This window comes from Klebsiella sp. 28, from assembly GCF_018223905.1.
GTDB lineage: Bacteria > Pseudomonadota > Gammaproteobacteria > Enterobacterales > Enterobacteriaceae > Klebsiella > Klebsiella pneumoniae.
In genome coordinates this window covers 1-19297 of record NZ_JAGRQY010000065.1, presented here as the reverse complement: position 1 = coordinate 19297, position 19297 = coordinate 1, and the positions used below count along the sequence as shown (strand labels likewise).

Sequence of the window (19297 nt, the reverse complement as noted above, 5' to 3'; positions counted from 1 at the left end):
GTCCTGAGCCTTTACGGCTATTTTTCTGTCCGCGCCAGCTGGGTTTTATCCGCCTCATGGGCGCGGTCCGCCAGCCCCTGGAACGCTCCGGCGCCATAGTATTGCGCGGGAACCGGCAATGCCTGCATATCGTGCCCTGGATAGATCTGCAGTTCCCCGAGGTCGCGTAAGCGGAATCCCCCGACCTGCTCCGGCATGGTCAGGCGATACGGCGGCATGGTTTCGAATGGGACCGGCGTCGGCAGCCGGTTTTCCTGTAGATCGTAGTTACGCTTCAGTACCAGAAACTTATCCGGCACCCGCCGGTGACTGTTCCACCAGTCGCCGTCGATCTGCTGAAACATCGCTTCCGTCTCTCCGCGCGTCGCCACCAGCAGCCGGGTCAGCACTTGTTTCAGCGCCGCATCCATGGCCTGGTTATAATCCTCCAGCGAACCGCCGTGGCCGCTGAGGATGACATTAATCGCCAGCCTGGCGCCCAGTAAATTGGAGTAGAGATCCTCGGGCGAAAAAGCGGAAATCTCTTCGGAAAACCCGGGGACCGACTGGAAGCCATACCACTGGGCGATCTCATGCCACAGGGCGATTTCGAAGGCCAGATGCCCGGCGAGCCAGGCCGCCAGCTGATAGCGCTGCCTGACGCCCGCCGGCGGCGTAAAGGCATTCAGCTGCACGCGGCGCACGCCCAGTTCTTCACTGTAGAAGATCCGCCCCGCCTGACCCAGCGTCGGCGCAATACGATTGAACAGATAAAAGGTGTTGTCCGCCGTATCGCGCACATGGGCGATATCAATAAACCCGCCGCGGCGGGTATAGATAAGCCCGTTCTGCTCCTCGCTGAGCCCCAGCAGATTTTTCACCGCACCGAACGCGCTGTCGTTGTAATGGTGCTTACCCAGCGTACCCAGAGTCAACACATTACCGATCTGGTACATCGGGATCGGAATGCCCGCCGCTCGCACGTGCAGGTCGTAACCAAAAGCGCAGCACGGTCGCAGCGACTCCGGCGGCGGCAGCTCACCGAGGGTGGGCGCCGTATGGATCGCCGTCACGGCGGGTAACACCGGATCCTGCGCCAGCGCCGGCAGCGCCAGCGCGAATAATAGCCAGAAGGCTTTACGCATCAACAGCCTCTCCACAGCAATAAAAGTGCGCGCATCTTACCGGCAGATAGCGCCTGCGGTTTTAGTTAAAAACGGTATTCAGCGCCGACAACGAAACTATTGCGCGCGTAAAAGCCGCTCTTCCGTTCGTCGCGGCCCGGTGGTTAGTAGTTCTTGCGCGGAAAAGCGCTGGCTATCCCCCATTACCATCATCCTGCGGCAAGGTGGCGCGGTGATTGTATTCAAAAGGTGAATGTCGTATAACATAGCGCTACCGAGGGGTGTCCCGTGAGGGCTGAGATGGCGCAAGCCGAACCCTTTGAACCTGATCTGGGTCATGCCAGCGAAGGGACGGGTCGGCAATTTTGCCAGCATTACCGCCATTGCCTGTTCACACCCCTGCACGCCCGGATCTCCCCTGAATAAATGGAGGTCCTGTGATCGTTCCCGCTTTTAGCCAAGGTCTTTACGGCCGTTTACGCCAGCTGGCCGCCGCTGACTGGCAGCGCTATGTGGCGCATCCTTTCGTCCAGCAACTTGCCTCTGGGACGCTGGCGGAAAACGCCTTTCGTCGCTATCTGACCCAGGATTATCTGTTTCTGATTCACTTTGCCCGCAGCTACGCGCTGCTGGTGAGTAAACTGCGCACGCTGCCGGAGATGCGGGCCGCGGCCGCCTCGATGAATGCCATCCTCAACGAACTGCCGCTGCACGTCGGCTACTGTGCCCAGTGGGGGATTAGCGAACCGGAGATGGCCGCCCAACCTGAAGCCCCCGAAACCCTCAACTATACCCGCTATGTGCTGGATATTGGCCACTCGGGTGACGCGCTGGATCTGCTGGTCGCCCTGATGCCCTGCGTCGCGGGCTACGCCGAAATCGGTCTCGGCCTGCTGCAGCATCCCGCCACCCGACTGGACGATAACCCCTACGCCTCATGGATCCGCAACTATGGCGATGAAGGCTATCTGCAGGGCGTCAGCGCCGCGCTGGCGCTGTTGGAAACGGTGTGGCAGCAGCGCGGGAGCGAGGCGCGAATCACTGAGCTGAGCGAGATTTTCACCACCGCCACCCGCCTTGAGGCGCAGTTCTGGCAGATGGGCCTCAACGCCGCGGCGGAGACCCGGGCGTGACGGCGCCGGGTATCGAGGTCCGTGGCCTGAGCCTGCATGTCGGCGACCGTCGGCTGTTCGACAACCTGTCGTTTACGGTCCCCGGCGGGCAGTGGGTGTCGCTGCTCGGCGCCAGCGGCGCCGGCAAAACCAGCCTGCTGCGGGTGATGGCCGGTCTGGCGCCCGCCACCCGCGGAGAAGTGGTCGCCAGCGATGGGCAACCGATTCAGGGCCGTCTGGCGTGGATGGGGCAGAAAGATCTGCTCTACCCCTGGCTGAGCGTTCGGGACAACGTCGCCCTCGGCGCGCGGCTGCGCGGTGAAAAAGTCGATCGTGCCCGGGTCGCCGCTCTGCTTGAACAGGTTGAGCTTTCATCCTGCGCCGACGCCTGCCCGGCGACTCTCTCCGGCGGCATGCGTCAGCGCGCCGCGCTGGCGCGCACGCTGTATGAGGATCGCCCCATCGTGCTGATGGATGAGCCTTTCTCGGCGCTGGATACCCTCACCCGTACGCGCATTCAGACCCTGGCGGCCACCCTGCTGGCCGGTCGCACGGTGGTGCTTATCACCCACGATCCGCAGGAGGCCTGCCGGTTGAGCCACCGCCTGCTGGTCCTCTCGGCGGCCGACGGCGACATTGATGATAGCCATCACCTCGCCGGCACACCTCCGCGCGCGCCGGACGCGCCCGATCTCCTGATCGGCCAGGCCGCCCTGCTGCAGCAGCTGATGAGGGCCCAACCATGACCGGACGTCTCTGGCGCGGCGGCATGGTATTCGGCGGGCTGATGCTCCTCTGGGGTCTGGCCAGCCGCAGCGGCATTCCCCATTTTCTTTTACCGTCCCCGCTGGCGGTCGCCGAGGCGCTATGGGTTAATCGCGCCTATCTCGGCTGGCATACGCTTATCACGCTCAGTGAGATCCTGAGCGGCCTGGCGCTGGGCGTGACGCTCGGCGTCACCCTGGCGCTGGGCATGATCCTCTCCCCCCGTCTGCAGCGCTGGCTGATGCCGCTGGTGCTCACCAGTCAGGCGATCCCGGTCTTTGCCCTCGCCCCGCTGCTGGTGCTGTGGCTGGGCTTTGGCATGAGCGCCAAAGTGGCGATGGCGGTGCTGGTGATTTTCTTTCCGGTGACTTCCGCCTTCTTTGATGGCTTGCGGCGGGTCAACCAGGAGTATCTCGATCTGGCGCGCAGCATGAATGCCTCCTTCGGCGCTCAACTGCGACATGTCCGCCTGATGGCCGCCCTGCCGGCGCTGGGCTCTGGCCTGCGCATGGCGGCGGCGGTGGCGCCCATTGGCGCGATCATCGGCGAATGGGTCGGCTCCGCCGAGGGGCTGGGCTACGTCATGCTCAACGCCAACGCGCGACTGCAAACCGATATCTGCTTCGCCGCGCTGTTTATTTTAGTACTACTGACCCTCCTGCTGTGGCTGGCGGTAGATACCCTGCTACACCGGCTGATCGACTGGTCGCCGGAATAAGAATGACGTAATAAAGGAAAACAGATGAAAAAGTCGCTATTCGCCGGGGCAACCTTGACCGCCCTGTTCAGCGGCCACGCGCTGGCCAATGAACCGCTGACGCTGGTGCTGGACTGGTACATTAATCCCGACCATGCGCCAATTATGGTGGCCGAGCAGATCGGCGCCTTTAAGGCCCAGGGGCTGGACGTCAGGATTATCCCCCCTTCCGATCCCGCGCTGCCTCCGCGCATGGTGGCCGCCCGTCAAGCGGATCTGGCCATCACCTACCAGCCGCAGGTGCACTTCTTTGCTGACGAAGGGTTACCGCTGGTGCGCGTCGGGACTCTGATTAATTCGCCGCTGAATACGGTTATCGCCCTGGATAAGCAGATCAAAACCCCGGCAGATCTGCAAGGCAAGAAGGTGGGCTACTCGGTCAGCGGCATTGAGCAGGCCACCCTGGCGACCATGGCGCAACATGCGGGGATCGATCCGGCCAGCATCAAACTGGTGAACGTCAATTTCCAGCTGACCAGCGCCCTGCTGGCCGGCCAGGTGGACGCGGTTATCGGCGGCTATCGTAATATAGAAGCGCAGGAGCTGAAGCTGCAGGGCAAAACGCCGGTGGTGATGAACGTCGAAGATTACGGCGTGCCGGCCTATGACGAGCTGGTGATTGTCGCCCATCGCGACGCAATTCATGAGGCGAAGATCCGTAAATTCCTCACCGCCCTGCAGGCGGGAGTGGGCTATCTGCGCGCCCATCCGCAGAAGAGCTGGGAGGCGTTCGCCGCCGCCCACCCGGAGCTTAGGACCGAACTCAACCACCAGGCGTGGTTGCAAACCGTGCCCCTGTTCGCCACCGATCCGGCAGCGCTGGATAAAGCGCGCTACGAGACTTACGAACAGTTTTTATATAACAATAAGTTGGTGAAAAAAGTTACACCTTTAACAAATTATGCGGTGCAACTGCATTGAGTCTTGCTATCGCTGACGGAAGGCATTCCGTCAGCGCTTTAACGTAGCGGCAATAAAAATATAGAGACTTTCTCACTAATAATTACACTTTAAAGGGTTATAGTGACAGAGCGTTGTTCTATTATAATTCAGTTAGTTACGTTAATTTTGCCCCTGGTAAGAATAACGTCAAAATAGCGCAATCAATAAAACGTTGAATGCGGATTTAAAAAGCCATATATTGTGCGCGCTTTATGAATGCCAATTCAATTTCTTACACCAATTATTCAACCAGCGTTCAACCGCAATGCTGGTTGTGGGAGTGATATGATGACGGATAAAGTCCGTATTGATACTTTACGTGCCGATTTATTAGACGCAAACAACGAAACCTTTTTGGCCCGTCAGGCCGAATTCGAATCGAATGTCAGGAGTTACCCGCGTAAGCTGCCGCTGGCTATCACTAAAGCCGAAGGCGTGTGGCTGACGGATGCGGATAACAAACAGTACCTGGACTGCCTCGCGGGCGCCGGTACTCTCGCTCTGGGCCACAACCACCCTGATGTATTGCAGAGCATCCAAAGTGTCATTACCAGCGGCTTGCCGTTACATACTCTCGATCTTACCACCCCGTTAAAAGATCGCTTCTCCGAATACCTGCTCTCTTGCCTGCCGGGCGAAGGGAGAGAATATTGCCTGCAGTTCACCGGCCCGTCCGGCGCTGACGCCGTGGAAGCCGCGCTGAAGCTGGCGAAAAAATACACCGGTCGTACCGCGGTGATCAGCTTCTCCGGCGGCTATCACGGGATGACCCACGGCGCGCTGTCCGTCACCGGCAACCTGTCGCCGAAAGCGGCGGTTAACGGCATGATGCCGGAAGTCCAGTTCATGCCTTACCCGCACCTGTATCGTTGCCCGCTAGGCATCGGCGGCGAAGCCGGCGTGAAAGCCCTGACCTACTACTTCGAAAACCTGATCAACGACGTGGAGAGCGGCGTCCGTAAACCGGCGGCGGTGATCCTTGAAGCCGTTCAGGGCGAAGGCGGTGTCAACCCGGCGCCGGTCGAGTGGCTGCAGCGCATCCGCAAAGTGACCGAAGAGCACGGCATTCTGCTGATCGTCGATGAAGTGCAGGCCGGCTTTGCCCGTACCGGTAAATTCTTCGCCTTCGAGCACGCCGGTATTCAGCCGGACATCATCGTGATGTCGAAAGCGGTTGGCGGCGGGCTGCCACTGGCGGTGCTGGGCATTAAAAAGCAGTTCGACGCCTGGGAACCGGGTCACCACACCGGCACCTTCCGCGGCAACCAGCTGGCGATGGCCACCGGCCTGACCACCCTGCGTCATCTGCGCGACAACAAGATCGCCGACAAAGTCGCCGCCCAGGGCGAGTGGCTGAAAGGTAAACTGGCCGAGCTGCAGAAACGCTACCCGGTGATTGGCCACGTTCGCGGTCTCGGTCTGATGATCGGTATCGAAATCGTCAAGCCGAACGAAGCGCAGGATCACATGGGCTGCTACCCGGCTGACGGCGAACTCTCTGCCCTGCTGCAGAAGAAATGCTTCGAAGCGGGCCTGATCCTCGAGCGTGGCGGTCGTCACGGCTGCGTGCTGCGCCTGCTGCCGTCCCTGCTGATCAGCGACGCGGAGCTGGACGTGTTCCTCGACAAATTTGAACAGGCCCTGCTGGCCGCCGGCGTAAAACCGGTCTGAGTGGAGTAAGTGACCGCCATGTCCACATTGAATCCGATTCTTGCTGGTTCAGCGCAGAGCGTTGAAGCCTATCAGCAGGTTATCGAGCAGACCAGCCAGGCCGTTGTGCAGTGGCTGAAGCAACCTGAGATGTATCAGGGGAAAAGCGTTGACGAGCTGCGTGAGCGTATCTCCCTTGAATTTAACGAACAGGGTTTGGGTAACCAGGCGGCGATTGATCGTGCGATCGAGTACTTCCTGAAAGACAGCCTGTCGGTGCATCACCCGCAGTGCGTGGCGCACCTGCACTGCCCGAGCCTGGTGATTAGCCAGGCGGCGGAAGTGCTGATTAACGCCACCAACCAGAGCATGGACTCCTGGGATCAGAGCCCGTCGGCAACCATTATCGAGATGAAGCTGATCGAATGGCTGCGCGCCCGGGTCGGTTTTCCGGCGGGCGACGCCGGCGTCTTCACCAGCGGCGGCACCCAGAGCAACCTGATGGGCCTGATGCTGGCGCGCGACGCCTTCTTCGCCCGTCAGGGCCACTCCATCCAGCAGGATGGGCTGCCGGGGGATATCCGCAAGTACAAAGTCTTGTGCTCGGAAAACGCCCACTTCTCGGTGCAGAAGAACATGGCGCTGATGGGCCTCGGCTACCGCTCGGTAACGCTGGTGAAAACCGACGAATTCGCGCGGATGGACGTGTCCGACCTGCAGGCGAAGATTGCGCAAGCGCAGGCTAACGGCGAGCAGATCATGGCGATCGTCGCCACCGCCGGCACCACCGACGCAGGCGCTATCGACCCGCTGCGCGACATCGCCGGTATCGCTGCGGAACATCAGATCTGGCTGCACGTTGACGCAGCCTGGGGCGGCGCCCTGCTGCTGTCTGAGCAGTATCGCGACTACCTTGACGGTCTGGAGCTGGTGGATTCCGTTACCCTGGACTTCCATAAGCAGTTCTTCCAGACCATCAGCTGCGGCGCATTCCTGCTGAAGGACGCGCGCCATTACGAGCTGATGCGTTATCAGGCGGCCTATCTGAACTCCGAGTTCGATGAAGAACACGGCGTACCGAACCTGGTGTCTAAGTCGCTGCAGACCACCCGTCGCTTTGATGCGCTGAAGCTGTGGATGGGTCTGGAAGCGCTGGGCCAGAAACAGTATGCGGCGATCATCGATCACGGCGTCACGATGGCGAAAAACGTGGCGGAGTACGTGAAGTCGCAGCCGACGCTGGAGCTGGTGATGCAGCCGCAGCTGGCGAGCGTGCTGTTCCGTTCCCGTCCGGCGCAGATGGCTGGAAGCGACGCGGCGGTTATCGCGCTGCTCAACCAGCGCGTCGGCGACGCCCTGCTGGCCTCCGGCCGCGCTAACGTCGGCGTAACCGAGCACAACGGCGTTACCTGCCTGAAGCTGACCCTGCTGAACCCGGTGGTGACGCTGGATGACGTGAAGGTTCTGCTGAACCTGGTGGAGCGCACCGCTCAGGAACTGCTGGCGCAATAACCTGCCTTAGCGAGGCGGCGCCTGCCGCCCCGCTGTCAGCCTTGCCTGCAATAAGCCGATAATGTCCTTATCGGCTTTTTTTATTTCTTTCCGCACCGCTAATGCTCTCTTCGCAGGGCCCGTTGACCCCTGCCTCTCGCGATGCCACAGTACTATCTCGAAAATAACAACGTTCAGGATAAACGTCCTGAAAATGGGGATGATGATGGAGAAACGCTTACCAGGGCTGGATCTCGACGCCCTGCGCAGCTTTGTGACCGGCATGGAGTGCGGCAGTTTCGCCCAGGCAGCGCTGCGCCTGTCGCGTTCCACCTCCGCGGTCAGCGCCCAGCTTAAAAAGCTGGAGAGTCAGTGCGGTGCGGCGCTGGTGACCAAACAGGGGCGCCATCTGGTGCTCACCGCGGAAGGCGAAAAGCTGATGAGCTACGCCAGACGCCTGCTGGCGCTCAATGATGAAACCCTGCGCGCGCTGCAGGGTGAGCGGCTCACCGGCGAGATCCACCTTGGTATGCAGGAAGATTTTGGCGAATCGCTGATGCCGGAGATCCTCGGGCAATTTAAACGGCATCATCCGCAGGTGCGGATAGTCGCCAGGGTGGATCGCAATGGTCCGCTGCGCCAGGCGCTGGCGGAAGAGGCGCTGGATCTGGCGCTGCTGTGGCAAAGCGAAGATCAGGGTCCCGGGCTGGGCCTCTGCCCGCTGGCGTGGATTGCGCACCCTGACCTGGACATTCGCGCTCTGCTGGTCTCCGGCGAGCCGCTGCCGCTGGTGATGTTCGACAGCCCGTGCCTGATGCGCTCCCGCGCCATTGCCTGTCTCGATGCCGCGGGGATCCCCTGGCAGGTGGTGTTCGTCAGCCACAGCCTGAGCGGCATCTGGGCGGCGGTGCAGGCCGGGCTGGGCCTGACGATACGCACCCGCATCGGCATGCCAGGCAACCTGCGCCCTGCAGGAGGACTCCTGCCAGCGCCAGGAAGTCTGGCCGTCAGCCTGCGACAAACCCCGCGTGAGGAATCGCATTCCGCCGGCGTGGCGCTGCTCGGCGAACTGATGACCGAGGCCCTGCAGGGATGGCTCGACAGGTGACAGTGTCACGCCATCCCTGCGCGCTCGTGTAGGCCGGGCAAGTGCAGCGCCGCCCGGCAATGGGCACAAGAGATGAACGGAACCGTCCGGCAGCCAACGGCAATGGGCATTCCGCGCCTCTCCCGCTTCGATGCCCGGTGGCGGCTGCGCCTTACCGGGCCTACATTCTCCCTGCGCGCTCCTGTAGGCCGGGCAAGCGCAGCGCCGCCCGGCAATGGGCACAAGAGATGAACGGATCCGTCCGGCAGTCACCGGCAATGGACATTCTGCGCCTCTCCCGCTTCAATGCCCGGTGGCGGCTGCGCCTTACCGGGCCTACACTCTCCCTGCGCGCTGATGTAGGCCGGGCAAGCGCAGCGCCGCCCGGCAATGGGCAAAAGAGATGAACGGAACCCTTCGGCAGCCACCGACAATGAGCATCCAGCGCCTCTCCCGCTTCAATGCCCGGTGGCGGCTACGCCTTACCGGGCCTACATTCTCCCTGCGCGCTGATGTAGGCCGGGCAAGCGCAGCGCCGCCCGGCAACAGGCACACGAGATGAACGGAACCGTCCGGCAGTCACCGGCAATGGACATCCAGCGCCGTTCCCGCTTCAATGCCCGGTGGCGGCTGCGCCTTACCGGGCCTACACTCTCCCTGCGCGCTCCTGTAGGCCGGGCAAGCGCAGCGCCGCCCGGCATCAGCTATAAGGGCTGGAGGGATCCGTCCGGCAGTCACCGGCAATGGACATCCAGCGCCGTTCCCGCTTCAATGCCCGGTGGCGGCTGCGCCTTACCGGGCCTACACTCTCCCTGCGCGCTCCTGTAGGCCGGGCAAGCGCAGTGCCGCCCGGCATCAGGTATAAGGGCTGGAGGGTTCCGTCCGCCAGACGCCTGCGCCGCGGGTCAGGCTTTGCTCTCCTGCAGCAGCTGCTGGATCACCTGCTCCTGGCGGGCATAATCCCCTTCGCCGAATGCGGTATAACGCAGCTGTCCGCGAGCGTCGAAAATGTAATGCGCCGGCCAGTACTGATTGCCGAAGGCGTTCCAGATGGCGTACTCATTATCCGCCACCACCGGGTAGGTTATCCGCCAGTCCTTCACCGCCTGGCGCAGCAGGGGCAACGAACGCTCCCAGGGATATTCCGGGGTATGAACGCCAATCACCACCAGGCCCGCCGCGCGGTATTTGTTCGCCCAGTCGCGCACGTAAGGCAGGGTATGCTGACAGTTGATACACTCCCGGGTCCAGAAATCCACCAGCACCACTTTGCCCTTCAGACGCTCCGGAGTTAACGCCGGGCTGTTGATCCATGCGCTGCCCCCCGCCAGAGAGGGCATCGCGCTGCTGGGCTGCGGCGCGGCGATCGGCTGGAGGCTGGTCTTTTGCTCCGGCTGCGGCAGACGGGCGGCCAGCCGCTGCTCCAGCGCCTGGCTCAGTCCACCAGCGCTCTGCAGATAGCGATCGCCGCCGCTAGCGATCAGCGCCACCGAGGCCAGCATTGCCCCCCCTGCCAACCGGCGCAGCCGTTCGCCGAACGCCTGTCCGCGACGCAATCTGGCGATCAACGCCGCCCCGCACCACCCCAGCAGGAATAACATCAGCGCCCCGCCGCTGCCGTAGGCCAGCAGCAAGCCGCCGGTAGTCGCCTGCCCCGGATGCACAAAGCCCAGGCTAAGTATCGCTCCCAATACCGGCCCGGCGCACGGCGCCCACAGCAGGCCCACCGCCAGCCCGGCCAGTAGAGAACCGATCCAGCCGCGCTGGCGTGAACTGGCGTCGTTAAGCTGATTCCCCAACGCTACCAGGGGTGAGGTCAGCCGTTGCGCGACGCGTTGCGAAAGCAGACTCAGCCCGACCAGGGCGAAGAACGCCAGCGCCAGACCGCGGCCTGCGAGGGTCAGATTCACCACCCAGCCGCTGGCGACCGTCACCAGCCAGGAGACAGCGCCGAACATCAGCGCCATTCCTGCCAGCATGATCGCCAGCTGCCCCCGGCGGCCCCGGACGCTGGCGAACAGCAGCGGGATCACCGGCAGCGTACAGGGGCTCAGCAGAGTTAACATCCCGCCCAAAAATGCAATTAATATCGACATCGCCTTCTCCTCATTATGCCGTCGCTGCCGAGAGTGGCAGCCACGACATTACAGCAAGGCCATGTAAGGCGAATGTGTCGGGAAAGGGGGAGAATTGTCGGCTTAGTTATCCGTCTTTCCCGGAGATACAACAGGATACAATCCCGCCGCGGCAAGGCGAACGCTGGCGTCCAGGCCGCCCTGCGGGCGGTTGGCCAGGCGCAGCGCGCCGTCCATCTGGCTGACCAGCTGCGCGGCGATCGCCAACCCCAGGCCGGTGCCGCCGGTATCGCGATTGCGCGAGTCCTCCAGGCGATAAAACGGCTGCAGCACCGCCTGCAGCGAGGCCTCCGGGATCCCCGGCCCCTCATCCAGCACATGAAGGGTGATATCCCCCACGGCGTCACGGGTCAGGGTTACCGTGGCCGTCGTACCGAATTTCAAGGCGTTATCGATAAGATTGGTCATCACCCGGCGCAGAGCCTGCGGCGGGATCCACACCACCCCGGCGGTCTCTTCGGGACAAAACTGGACCGGCCGGCCGACATCGGCATAATCGCAGACGATGGTGTCGAGAAACGCATCGAGATTCAGCCGCTGTCGCGCCTCCTCCAGCGGCTGCGAGGTGCGGGCGAAGGCGATGCCCTCCCGCACCAGACGGGTCATATTGTCGAGATCCTGCAGTAGCTTATCGCGCAGTTCCGGCTGGTCGGCCATCTCCACCCGCAGCTTCATTCGGGTTATCGGGGTTTGCAGATCGTGGGAGATGGCGGCAAGGATCCGCGCTCGCTCCTGCAGATGATCGTGGATGCGCGCCTGCATCGCGTTAAACGCGCGGGCGGCGCGACGCACCTCCTCCGGCCCCTGCTCGGCCATAGTTCCTGCCGTGTCGCTGGCCGGCTCCAGGGCATTTACCGCGTGGGTAAAGCGGGAGATGGGCAGCAATACCTGGCGAACCGCGTACCAGGCGCAGGCCAGCAGGAGGACAAACTGAGCGATCAGCACCACCGGCAGCCAGCGGGCGATGGCCGGTAGTTTCGGCCACAGGTCGAGGGTCAACGGCGCGCCGTCGTGAAGGGTAATATGGGCCTGAATATGCTGCCGCGGGCCGGGGATCGCCACAATACTTACCGGATACTGCGCGCTCAGCGCCTCCTGCAGGGAGCGCGCTGCGTCCCGGGCGCGCCAGCTGTCCGGGTAATCGCCGCGCTCCCCGGCGTCCAGCAGATAGCGATAATTGCCGCGCGCCAGCTTCGGCAGCCATTGTGGCCGCTCAGCGGCCGGCAGGCGGTCAAGGATCGCCACGCTGGTGGCGACATCGGAAGCCAGATTCCCCAGCATCACGCTGCGAGCGCTGCTCATACGCTCATAAAACAGCAGCGACAGGGTTAAGGTATTCGCCAGCAGCAGCGCCAGAAACAGCAGCGCCATCAGCCTCGACTGCAGCGAGGCGGGCCAGAACCTCATTCATGCCTCTCGCGAATGGAGACCGGTACCGACAGCACATAGCCTTCGCTGCGCACCGTTTTAATGTAGGCCGGCTCGCGGGCATCCTCCCGTAGCCGTTGGCGCAGTCGGCTCACCAGCAGGTCAATCGACCGCTCAAACAGTTCCGCGTCGCGTCCCTGGGTCAGATTGAGCAGCTGATCGCGGTTCAGCACCCGCTGGGGATGGTCGAGAAACACCCGCAGCAGCCGATACTCCGCCCCGCTGAGGGCGACGATGGCGCCGCTGTCGTCCAGCAAATGGCGAGCGGCAGTGTCGAGCAGCCAGTCGCCAAAGGCGATCAGCCTGCCCGCCTCGGTGATCTGCAGGTTCGGCGGCAGCGCCCGGGTGCGGCGTAAAATGGCTTTGATGCGCGCCAGCAGTTCGCGGGCCACAAAGGGCTTAATCAGATAATCGTCAGCCCCCATTTCCAGGCCGAGGATCCGGTCGCTGTCATCGGTGCGGGCGGTGAGCATCAGCACCGGGATATCCTGCTGCGGGTTGGCGCGCAGCTGGCGACAGAGCGTTAAGCCATCCTCGCCCGGCATCATAATATCCAGCACAATCAGGTCAATTTTATGGTTTTTGAGTACCGACCACATGGCTTTGCCGTTCGCCGCGCCGCTGGCGCGATATCCCGATTTTTCCAGATAGTCGACTATCAGTTCCCGGATGTCGCGGTCGTCGTCGACGACCAGGATGTGGTCAATACGCTCCAAAGGCTGCTCCTGCGGCAAAATAAACTCTTCACAAGCATAAGCCGTGTTGCCGGAAGCGCAACGTCGCGCCGCCGGCAAGGCGCGGGTTACAAACGATCGGCGTCCACCACCGCCTGCACAAACGCCGTCGGATCCTCCTGCGGCGGGTTATGGCCCACCGCTCCCGGCAGATCCCGGTGCTCATATTTACCGGTAAATTTGGCACGGTAGCTGGCGGGAGCCGGATGCGGCGCGCCGTTATTCGCCCCTTCCAGGGTGATGGTGGGCACGGTTATCGGCGGNNTTCATAGCCGGCATACTTCGCTTCCCCTTTCTCCAGTCCCAGGCGCCAGCGGTAGTTGCTGATGGTGATCGCCACATGGTCCGGGTTATCCAGAGCCCGGGCGGTTTTGGCAAAGGTCGCGTCGCTGAATTGCCACTGCGGCGACGCCTGATGCCAGATAAATTTCGCAAAGTCGTGGGTGTTTTGCCGGTAACCGGCCTCCCCACGCGGGGTGGCAAAATAGAATTGATACCACCACGACAGCTCAGCCTGCGGCGGCAGCGGTTTTTCGCCAATCTGCTGACTGCTGATCAGATACCCGCTCACCGAGACCAGGGATTTCACCCGCTGCGGCCACAGCGCGGCGACGATATCCGCCGTGCGCGCGCCCCAGTCAAAACCGGCCAGATCCGCCTGCCTGATGTTAAGGGCGTCCATCAGATGGACAATATCGGCCGCCATCGCCGACGGCTGACCGTTACGCGGCGTGCTGGCGGAGAGGAAACGGGTCGTGCCGTAGCCACGCAGATACGGCACGATCACCCGGTAACCCTTCTGCGCTAGAGCCGGCGCCACCTGGGCATAGCTCTGAATGTCGTAGGGCCAGCCGTGCAGCAGGATCACCGGCTGGCCGTCGCGCGGGCCGATATCCACGTAGCCAATATTCAGGTCGCCGGCGCGGACCTGCTGGATCTTGTCGAACGCCCCCGCGTCTTCAGCGGCGCAAACGGCGGCGGACCACAGGGTGGATAACCCCAGCGCCACGGCGCTGGTATAGCGGATCAGGGATAATCTGTTCATCGTTTTCTCACCTTTTATCGTCATCAAGAGAGTACGTGACCAGTAAAGCGGAAATTTGTATCCGCCATGTGCCCGACCGGGGCCATTTTTATCTCTTAATGTCAGCGCTGCGCCGCGAGATACAGTGTGATACAAAGTCGAAGTTGGCAATTGTTGCGGGCATGTGAATTTATGCTTGCCCCGGGAGATAAATCCGTTACCGTGGCAGGCATTTTTCACCACTTAAGAACGCAGGAACCCGCTATGGCGATTTTTGATGGTCACAATGACCTGCTGCTGAATCTCTGGCTTCACCATCGCGAGGATCCGGTGAGCGCCTTCTTTGCCGGGATTGAGAACGGCCATCTCGACTATCCGCGCATGCTGCAAGGCGGATTTGCCGGCGGGCTATTCGCGCTATTCGTGCCACCGCAGGAATATATTGCCCGTATGACGCCGCAATACGCCAGCCAACGATGGGATCCGATCGATATCCTCTGGCAGCAACTGGCCATCCTGAAGCAACTTATCGCCCACTCCGCTGGACGCTTGAGATTGTGTCTGAGCGCGGCGGATATCGAACGCTGCCGCGAGGATAAGGTACTGGCGATGGTGGCGCATATTGAGGGTGCCGGAGGTTTTGATGGCGAGGGCCGCGACCTGCAGGCCTTTTATGCCGCCGGGGTCCGCAGCATTGGTCCGTTCTGGAATATTGCGAACCGCTTCGGCAGCGGCGTTAACGGTTCGTTTCCCGGTAGCCCGGACACTGGGCCTGGACTGACTGCGTCAGGTATCGATCTGATTAAGCAGGCCAATGCCTTGAAGATGCAGATTGACGTGTCTCATATGAATGAAAAAGCGTTCTGGGATACCGCCCATCACTCAACGTCACCGCTGGTGGCCACCCACTCCAATGCCCACGCCCTGTGCCCGCAGCCGCGCAATCTGACCGACCAGCAACTGCGGGCGATCCGCGACAGCGGCGGCGTGGTGGGCGTCAATTTCGGCAATGCTTTCCTGCGCGCCGACGGCCGGCGCGATAGCGACACGCCCTTAACCACCATTGTCCGGCATATCGACTATCTTATTAACATAATGGGTGAGGATCATGTGGCCCTTGGCTCGGATTTTGACGGCATCACCCTGCCGGACGAGCTGGGCGATGTGGCCGGCTTACCGCGGCTTATCAATACGTTGCGCGCTAGCGGCTATGATCAATTGGTGCTGGATAAGCTGCTGTGGCGTAACTGGCTACGGGTATTAAAAAATGTTTGGCAACAATAGGTTATATTGTAAACATAAAGTTAATTCCTTACAGATTCCGGGTTGATCTCTCTCCCGGTGAAGCGCAATATGCGGCAGCCGTCACAGATCCACCATTATCCGTGAGGCCTGTAGTCATTTTTAAGAGGAACAAAACATGTGGAAGAAACCTGCTTTTATCGATTTACGTCTCGGTCTGGAAGTGACGCTGTACATTTCTAACCGTTAATCGCCCCGCCCGCCGTTCGCGCGGGCACCTTCATTCATTACCCGGTCCGTCTTCATGTTCATTAAAGTCCTCGGTTCCGCCGCCGGCGGCGGTTTCCCGCAATGGAACTGCAACTGCGCCAACTGTCAGGGTCTGCGCGATGGCACCATTCAGGCTGCCCCCCGCACCCAGTCGTCAATTATCGTCAGCGACAACGGTAAAGAGTGGGTGCTGTGCAACGCCTCGCCGGATATCAGCCAGCAGATTGCCCATACCCCCGAGTTAAATAAAGCCGGCGTACTGCGCGGAACGCATATCGGCGGCATTATTCTCACCGACAGCCAGATCGACCACACCACCGGGTTGCTGAGCCTGCGGGAAGGCTGCCCACATCAGGTCTGGTGCACCCCGGAGGTTCATGAGGATCTCTCCACCGGCTTCCCGGTGTTTACCATGCTGCGGCACTGGAACGGCGGCCTGGTGCATCATCCCATCGCTCCGCAGCAGCCTTTTACCGTTGACGCCTGTCCTGATTTGCAGTTTACCGCGGTGCCTATCGCCAGCAACGCGCCGCCCTATTCGCCGTATCGCGACCGGCCGCTGCCGGGTCATAACGTGGCGCTGTTTATCGAAAACCGCCGCAACGGGCAGACGCTGTTCTATGCCCCGGGGCTGGGTGAGCCTGATGAAGCCCTGCTACCGTGGCTGCAAAAAGCGGACTGTCTGCTTATCGATGGCACCGTCTGGCAGGATGACGAGCTGCAGGCCGCCGGCGTCGGACGCAATACCGGCCGCGATATGGGCCACCTGGCGCTCGGCGACGAGCACGGGATGATGGCCCTGCTGGCCTCTCTGCCGGCAAAACGCAAAATTCTCATTCATATTAATAACACCAACCCGATCCTTAACGAGCAGTCTCCCCAGCGCCAGGCGCTAACGCAACAGGGGATCGAAGTGAGCTGGGACGGGATGGCAATCACCCTTCAGGATACCGCATGCTGATCACTGACACGCTGTCGCCGCAGGCCTTTGAAGAGGCTCTGCGGGCTAAAGGCGCCTTCTACCATATTCACCACCCTTACCACATCGCCATGCATAACGGCGACGCGACCCGCGAGCAAATTCAGGGCTGGGTGGCGAACCGGTTTTATTACCAGACCACTATTCCGCTGAAAGACGCGGCAATTATGGCCAACTGCCCGGATGCGCAGACCCGGCGCAAATGGGTGCAGCGGATCCTCGACCACGACGGCAGCCACGGCGAGGACGGCGGGATTGAAGCCTGGCTGCGGCTGGGGGAAGCGGTCGGTTTGAGCCGCGACGATCTGCTCAGCGAGCGTCACGTGCTGCCCGGCGTGCGCTTCGCAGTGGATGCCTATCTTAATTTCGCTCGTCGCGCCTGCTGGCAGGAGGCGGCCTGCAGCTCCCTGACCGAGCTGTTCGCCCCGCAGATCCATCAGTCGCGCCTCGACAGCTGGCCGCAGCACTATCCATGGATCAAAGAGGAAGGCTACTTTTACTTCCGCAGTCGTCTGAGCCAGGCTAACCGCGACGTTGAGCATGGCCTGGCGCTGGCGAAGGCCTACTGCGACAGCGCTGAAAAACAGAACCGGATGCTGGAGATCCTGCAGTTTAAGCTCGACATTCTGTGGTCGATGCTCGATGCCATGACCATGGCCTATGCCCTGCAGCGCCCGCCCTATCACACGGTCACCGACAAGGCGGCCTGGCACACGACCCGACTGGTGTAATCATGCAGAAAACGTCCATCGTTGCCTTTCGTCGCGGCTACCGACTGCAGTGGGAAGCCGCCCAGGAGAGCCATGTGATCCTCTATCCGGAGGGTATGGCCAAACTCAATGAGACCGCCGCGGCGATCCTCGAGCTGGTCGATGGCCGGCGCGACGTCGCGGCGATTATCGCCATGCTTAATGAACGTTTCCCGGAAGCCGGCGGCGTCGATGACGACGTCATCGAGTTCCTGCAGATCGCCTGTCAACAGAAGTGGATCACCTGCCGTGAGCCAGAGTAAACCCACCGTCAATCCGCCGCTGTGGCTGCTGGCGGAGCTGACCTACCGCTGCCCGCTGCAGTGTCCCTACTGTTCCAATCCGCTGGACTTCGCCCGGCAGGATAAGGAGCTGACCACCGAACAATGGATCGAGGTCTTTCGCCAAGCGCGGGCGATGGGCAGCGTTCAGCTGGGCTTTTCCGGCGGCGAGCCGCTGACCCGTAAAGATCTGCCGGAGCTGATCCGCGCCGCGCGCGACCTCGGGTTCTATACCAACCTGATCACCTCCGGGATAGGGCTGACGGAGAGCAAACTGGACGCCTTCAGCGAGGCCGGGCTGGACCATATCCAGATTAGCTTCCAGGCCAGCGATGAAGTGCTCAACGCCGCGCTGGCCGGCAACAAAAAAGCCTTCCAGCAGAAGCTGGCCATGGCCAAAGCCGTGAAAGCGCGCGACTACCCGATGGTGCTCAACTTCGTTCTCCACCGGCACAACATCGACCAGCTCGATAAAATTATCGAGCTGTGCATTGAGCTGGAAGCCGATGACGTTGAGCTGGCCACCTGCCAGTTCTACGGGTGGGCGTTTCTTAATCGCGAAGGGCTGCTGCCGACCCGGGAACAGATCGCCCGCGCCGAGCAGGTGGTCGCTGACTACCGGCAGAAAATGGCCGCCAGCGGCAACCTCACCAACCTGCTGTTCGTCACCCCGGACTATTACGAAGAGCGGCCGAAAGGCTGCATGGGCGGCTGGGGATCGATTTTCCTCAGCGTCACCCCGGAAGGCACCGCCCTGCCTTGCCACAGCGCGCGCCAGCTGCCGGTGGCGTTTCCGTCGGTGCTGGAGCAGAGTCTGGAATCGATCTGGTATGACTCATTCGGCTTCAATCGCTACCGCGGGTATGACTGGATGCCGGAGCCGTGCCGCTCCTGTGATGAAAAAGAGAAGGACTTCGGCGGCTGCCGCTGCCAGGCCTTTATGCTGACCGGCAGCGCCGATAACGCCGACCCGGTGTGCAGCAAATCCCCGCATCATCACAAAATCCTCGAGGCCCGGCGCGAAGCGGCCTGCAGCGACATAAAAGTCAGCCAGCTGCAGTTCCGCAACCGTACCCGCTCGCAGCTGATCTACCAAACCCGGGACCTGTAATGACGCTAGCGACCCGCACCGTCACTTTGCCGGGCGGCCTGCAGGCCACCCTGGTCCATCAGCCGCAGGCGGATCGCGCGGCTGCCCTGGCGCGGGTCGACGCCGGCAGCCACCACGAACCGTCGCGCTTCCCTGGGCTGGCGCACCTGCTGGAACACCTGCTGTTTTACGGCGGAGAGCGCTACCAGGATGATGACCGACTGATGGGCTGGGTGCAGCGCCAGGGCGGAAGCGTGAATGCCACCACCCTGGCTCGCCATAGCGCGTTCTTTTTCGAGGTTGCCGCCGATGCTCTGGCTGATGGTGTCGCGCGTCTACAGGAGATGCTGCAGGCCCCGCTGCTGCTCAGGGAAGATATTCAGCGCGAAGTGGCGGTGATTGACGCCGAGTACCGCCTGATCCAGCAGCATGAGCCATCGCGCCGGGAAGCCGCGGTG

18 protein-coding genes, 2 pseudogenes and 1 riboswitch are annotated in these 19297 nt (G+C 61.7%); of the genes and pseudogenes, 14 read left to right on the top strand and 6 right to left on the bottom strand.

Annotated elements, in window-relative coordinates; all coding sequences use genetic code 11:
- Window positions 1-17: 17 nt before the first annotated feature.
- Both KHQ28_RS12135 and KHQ28_RS12130 read right to left on the bottom strand, forming a co-directional pair.
- Window positions 18-1124, bottom strand: a complete 1107-nt coding sequence (locus tag KHQ28_RS12135; RefSeq protein ID WP_032418932.1) for a DUF4056 domain-containing protein — start codon at window positions 1122-1124, stop codon at window positions 18-20.
- Window positions 1125-1283: 159 nt separating this feature from the next.
- Window positions 1284-1370: pseudogene (locus tag KHQ28_RS12130) on the bottom strand (hypothetical protein); the annotation flags it as partial.
- Window positions 1371-1472: riboswitch (TPP riboswitch) on the top strand.
- A 68-nt stretch (window positions 1473-1540) separates the two neighbouring features.
- Here KHQ28_RS12130 and tenA point away from each other — a divergent pair.
- The 7 genes from tenA (at window position 1541) to KHQ28_RS12095 (ending at window position 8928) form a co-directional block, all read left to right on the top strand.
- Window positions 1541-2236 (top strand): thiaminase II, encoded by a 696-nt coding sequence (tenA, locus tag KHQ28_RS12125; protein ID WP_004189951.1) that lies wholly within the window; start codon window positions 1541-1543, stop codon window positions 2234-2236.
- Window positions 2233-2961, top strand: coding sequence for an ABC transporter ATP-binding protein (locus KHQ28_RS12120; protein ID WP_032418931.1), 729 nt, complete (start codon window positions 2233-2235; stop codon window positions 2959-2961). The genes tenA and KHQ28_RS12120 overlap by 4 nt, the downstream gene beginning before the upstream one ends.
- The gene (locus tag KHQ28_RS12115) at window positions 2958-3698 is read left to right on the top strand and encodes an ABC transporter permease (protein ID WP_004180004.1); all 741 of its coding nucleotides are present in this window, start codon (window positions 2958-2960) and stop codon (window positions 3696-3698) included. The genes KHQ28_RS12120 and KHQ28_RS12115 overlap by 4 nt, the downstream gene beginning before the upstream one ends.
- A 24-nt stretch (window positions 3699-3722) precedes the next feature.
- Window positions 3723-4658 (top strand): ABC transporter substrate-binding protein, encoded by a 936-nt coding sequence (locus tag KHQ28_RS12110; protein WP_004176075.1) that lies wholly within the window; start codon window positions 3723-3725, stop codon window positions 4656-4658.
- Between the two features lie 306 nt (window positions 4659-4964).
- Complete coding sequence (locus KHQ28_RS12105; RefSeq protein WP_072198258.1) at window positions 4965-6350, top strand: diaminobutyrate--2-oxoglutarate transaminase; 1386 nt, start codon at window positions 4965-4967, stop codon at window positions 6348-6350.
- A gap of 9 nt (window positions 6351-6359) precedes the next feature.
- On the top strand, window positions 6360-7841 hold the full coding sequence (locus tag KHQ28_RS12100) for an aspartate aminotransferase family protein (protein ID WP_072198257.1): 1482 nt from the start codon (window positions 6360-6362) through the stop codon (window positions 7839-7841).
- A 193-nt stretch (window positions 7842-8034) separates the two neighbouring features.
- Window positions 8035-8928, top strand: a complete 894-nt coding sequence (locus tag KHQ28_RS12095) for a LysR substrate-binding domain-containing protein (protein ID WP_032418928.1) — start codon at window positions 8035-8037, stop codon at window positions 8926-8928.
- Between the two features lie 884 nt (window positions 8929-9812).
- Here KHQ28_RS12095 and KHQ28_RS12090 read toward each other — a convergent pair.
- From KHQ28_RS12090 to KHQ28_RS12075, 4 genes and pseudogenes are all read right to left on the bottom strand, one after another.
- Window positions 9813-11003 (bottom strand): cytochrome c biogenesis protein/redoxin, encoded by a 1191-nt coding sequence (locus tag KHQ28_RS12090; protein WP_004184155.1) that lies wholly within the window; start codon window positions 11001-11003, stop codon window positions 9813-9815.
- 102 nt (window positions 11004-11105) lie between these two features.
- Window positions 11106-12449, bottom strand: coding sequence for an ATP-binding protein (locus KHQ28_RS12085; protein WP_032418927.1), 1344 nt, complete (start codon window positions 12447-12449; stop codon window positions 11106-11108).
- Window positions 12446-13186, bottom strand: coding sequence for a response regulator (locus tag KHQ28_RS12080; RefSeq protein WP_023278971.1), 741 nt, complete (start codon window positions 13184-13186; stop codon window positions 12446-12448). Before KHQ28_RS12080 ends, KHQ28_RS12085 begins: the two co-directional genes overlap by 4 nt.
- 86 nt (window positions 13187-13272) lie before the next feature.
- A pseudogene (locus tag KHQ28_RS12075) lies at window positions 13273-14249 on the bottom strand (alpha/beta fold hydrolase).
- Window positions 14250-14492: 243 nt separating this feature from the next.
- Here KHQ28_RS12075 and KHQ28_RS12070 point away from each other — a divergent pair.
- The 7 genes from KHQ28_RS12070 to KHQ28_RS12040 form a co-directional block, all read left to right on the top strand.
- The gene (locus tag KHQ28_RS12070; protein WP_004151888.1) at window positions 14493-15512 is read left to right on the top strand and encodes a dipeptidase; all 1020 of its coding nucleotides are present in this window, start codon (window positions 14493-14495) and stop codon (window positions 15510-15512) included.
- A gap of 136 nt (window positions 15513-15648) precedes the next feature.
- Complete coding sequence (pqqA, locus tag KHQ28_RS12065; protein WP_002905689.1) at window positions 15649-15720, top strand: pyrroloquinoline quinone precursor peptide PqqA; 72 nt, start codon at window positions 15649-15651, stop codon at window positions 15718-15720.
- A 54-nt stretch (window positions 15721-15774) separates the two neighbouring features.
- A complete protein-coding gene (gene pqqB / locus KHQ28_RS12060; RefSeq protein WP_004143684.1) occupies window positions 15775-16701 on the top strand; it encodes a pyrroloquinoline quinone biosynthesis protein PqqB in 927 nt (308 codons plus the stop codon).
- Entirely contained in the window at window positions 16695-17450 is a 756-nt protein-coding gene (pqqC, locus tag KHQ28_RS12055) for a pyrroloquinoline-quinone synthase PqqC (protein ID WP_004143685.1), read from the top strand. The genes pqqB and pqqC overlap by 7 nt, the downstream gene beginning before the upstream one ends.
- 2 nt (window positions 17451-17452) lie before the next feature.
- On the top strand, window positions 17453-17731 hold the full coding sequence (gene pqqD / locus KHQ28_RS12050) for a pyrroloquinoline quinone biosynthesis peptide chaperone PqqD (protein WP_004143686.1): 279 nt from the start codon (window positions 17453-17455) through the stop codon (window positions 17729-17731).
- Window positions 17718-18860, top strand: coding sequence for a pyrroloquinoline quinone biosynthesis protein PqqE (pqqE, locus tag KHQ28_RS12045; RefSeq protein WP_004184158.1), 1143 nt, complete (start codon window positions 17718-17720; stop codon window positions 18858-18860). Before pqqD ends, pqqE begins: the two co-directional genes overlap by 14 nt.
- The coding region (locus KHQ28_RS12040) for an insulinase family protein (RefSeq protein WP_211777609.1) at window positions 18860-19297 on the top strand (438 nt) is incomplete at its 3' end. The genes pqqE and KHQ28_RS12040, both read left to right, overlap by 1 nt.

Excerpts from the sequence above, each read along its gene's own strand:
- KHQ28_RS12135 (WP_032418932.1), bottom strand. The coding sequence starts at position 1,124 with ATGCGTAAAGCCTTCTGGCTATTATTCGCGCTGGCGCTGCCGGCGCTG.
- KHQ28_RS12115 (WP_004180004.1), top strand. The coding sequence starts at position 2,958 with ATGACCGGACGTCTCTGGCGCGGCGGCATGGTATTCGGCGGGCTGATG.
- KHQ28_RS12110 (WP_004176075.1), top strand. The coding sequence starts at position 3,723 with ATGAAAAAGTCGCTATTCGCCGGGGCAACCTTGACCGCCCTGTTCAGC.
- KHQ28_RS12105 (WP_072198258.1), top strand. The coding sequence starts at position 4,965 with ATGATGACGGATAAAGTCCGTATTGATACTTTACGTGCCGATTTATTA.
- KHQ28_RS12095 (WP_032418928.1), top strand. The coding sequence starts at position 8,035 with ATGGGGATGATGATGGAGAAACGCTTACCAGGGCTGGATCTCGACGCC.
- KHQ28_RS12090 (WP_004184155.1), bottom strand. The coding sequence starts at position 11,003 with ATGTCGATATTAATTGCATTTTTGGGCGGGATGTTAACTCTGCTGAGC.
- KHQ28_RS12085 (WP_032418927.1), bottom strand. The coding sequence starts at position 12,449 with ATGAGGTTCTGGCCCGCCTCGCTGCAGTCGAGGCTGATGGCGCTGCTG.
- KHQ28_RS12070 (WP_004151888.1), top strand. The coding sequence starts at position 14,493 with ATGGCGATTTTTGATGGTCACAATGACCTGCTGCTGAATCTCTGGCTT.
- pqqB (WP_004143684.1), top strand. The coding sequence starts at position 15,775 with ATGTTCATTAAAGTCCTCGGTTCCGCCGCCGGCGGCGGTTTCCCGCAA.
- pqqC (WP_004143685.1), top strand. The coding sequence starts at position 16,695 with ATGCTGATCACTGACACGCTGTCGCCGCAGGCCTTTGAAGAGGCTCTG.
- pqqD (WP_004143686.1), top strand. The coding sequence starts at position 17,453 with ATGCAGAAAACGTCCATCGTTGCCTTTCGTCGCGGCTACCGACTGCAG.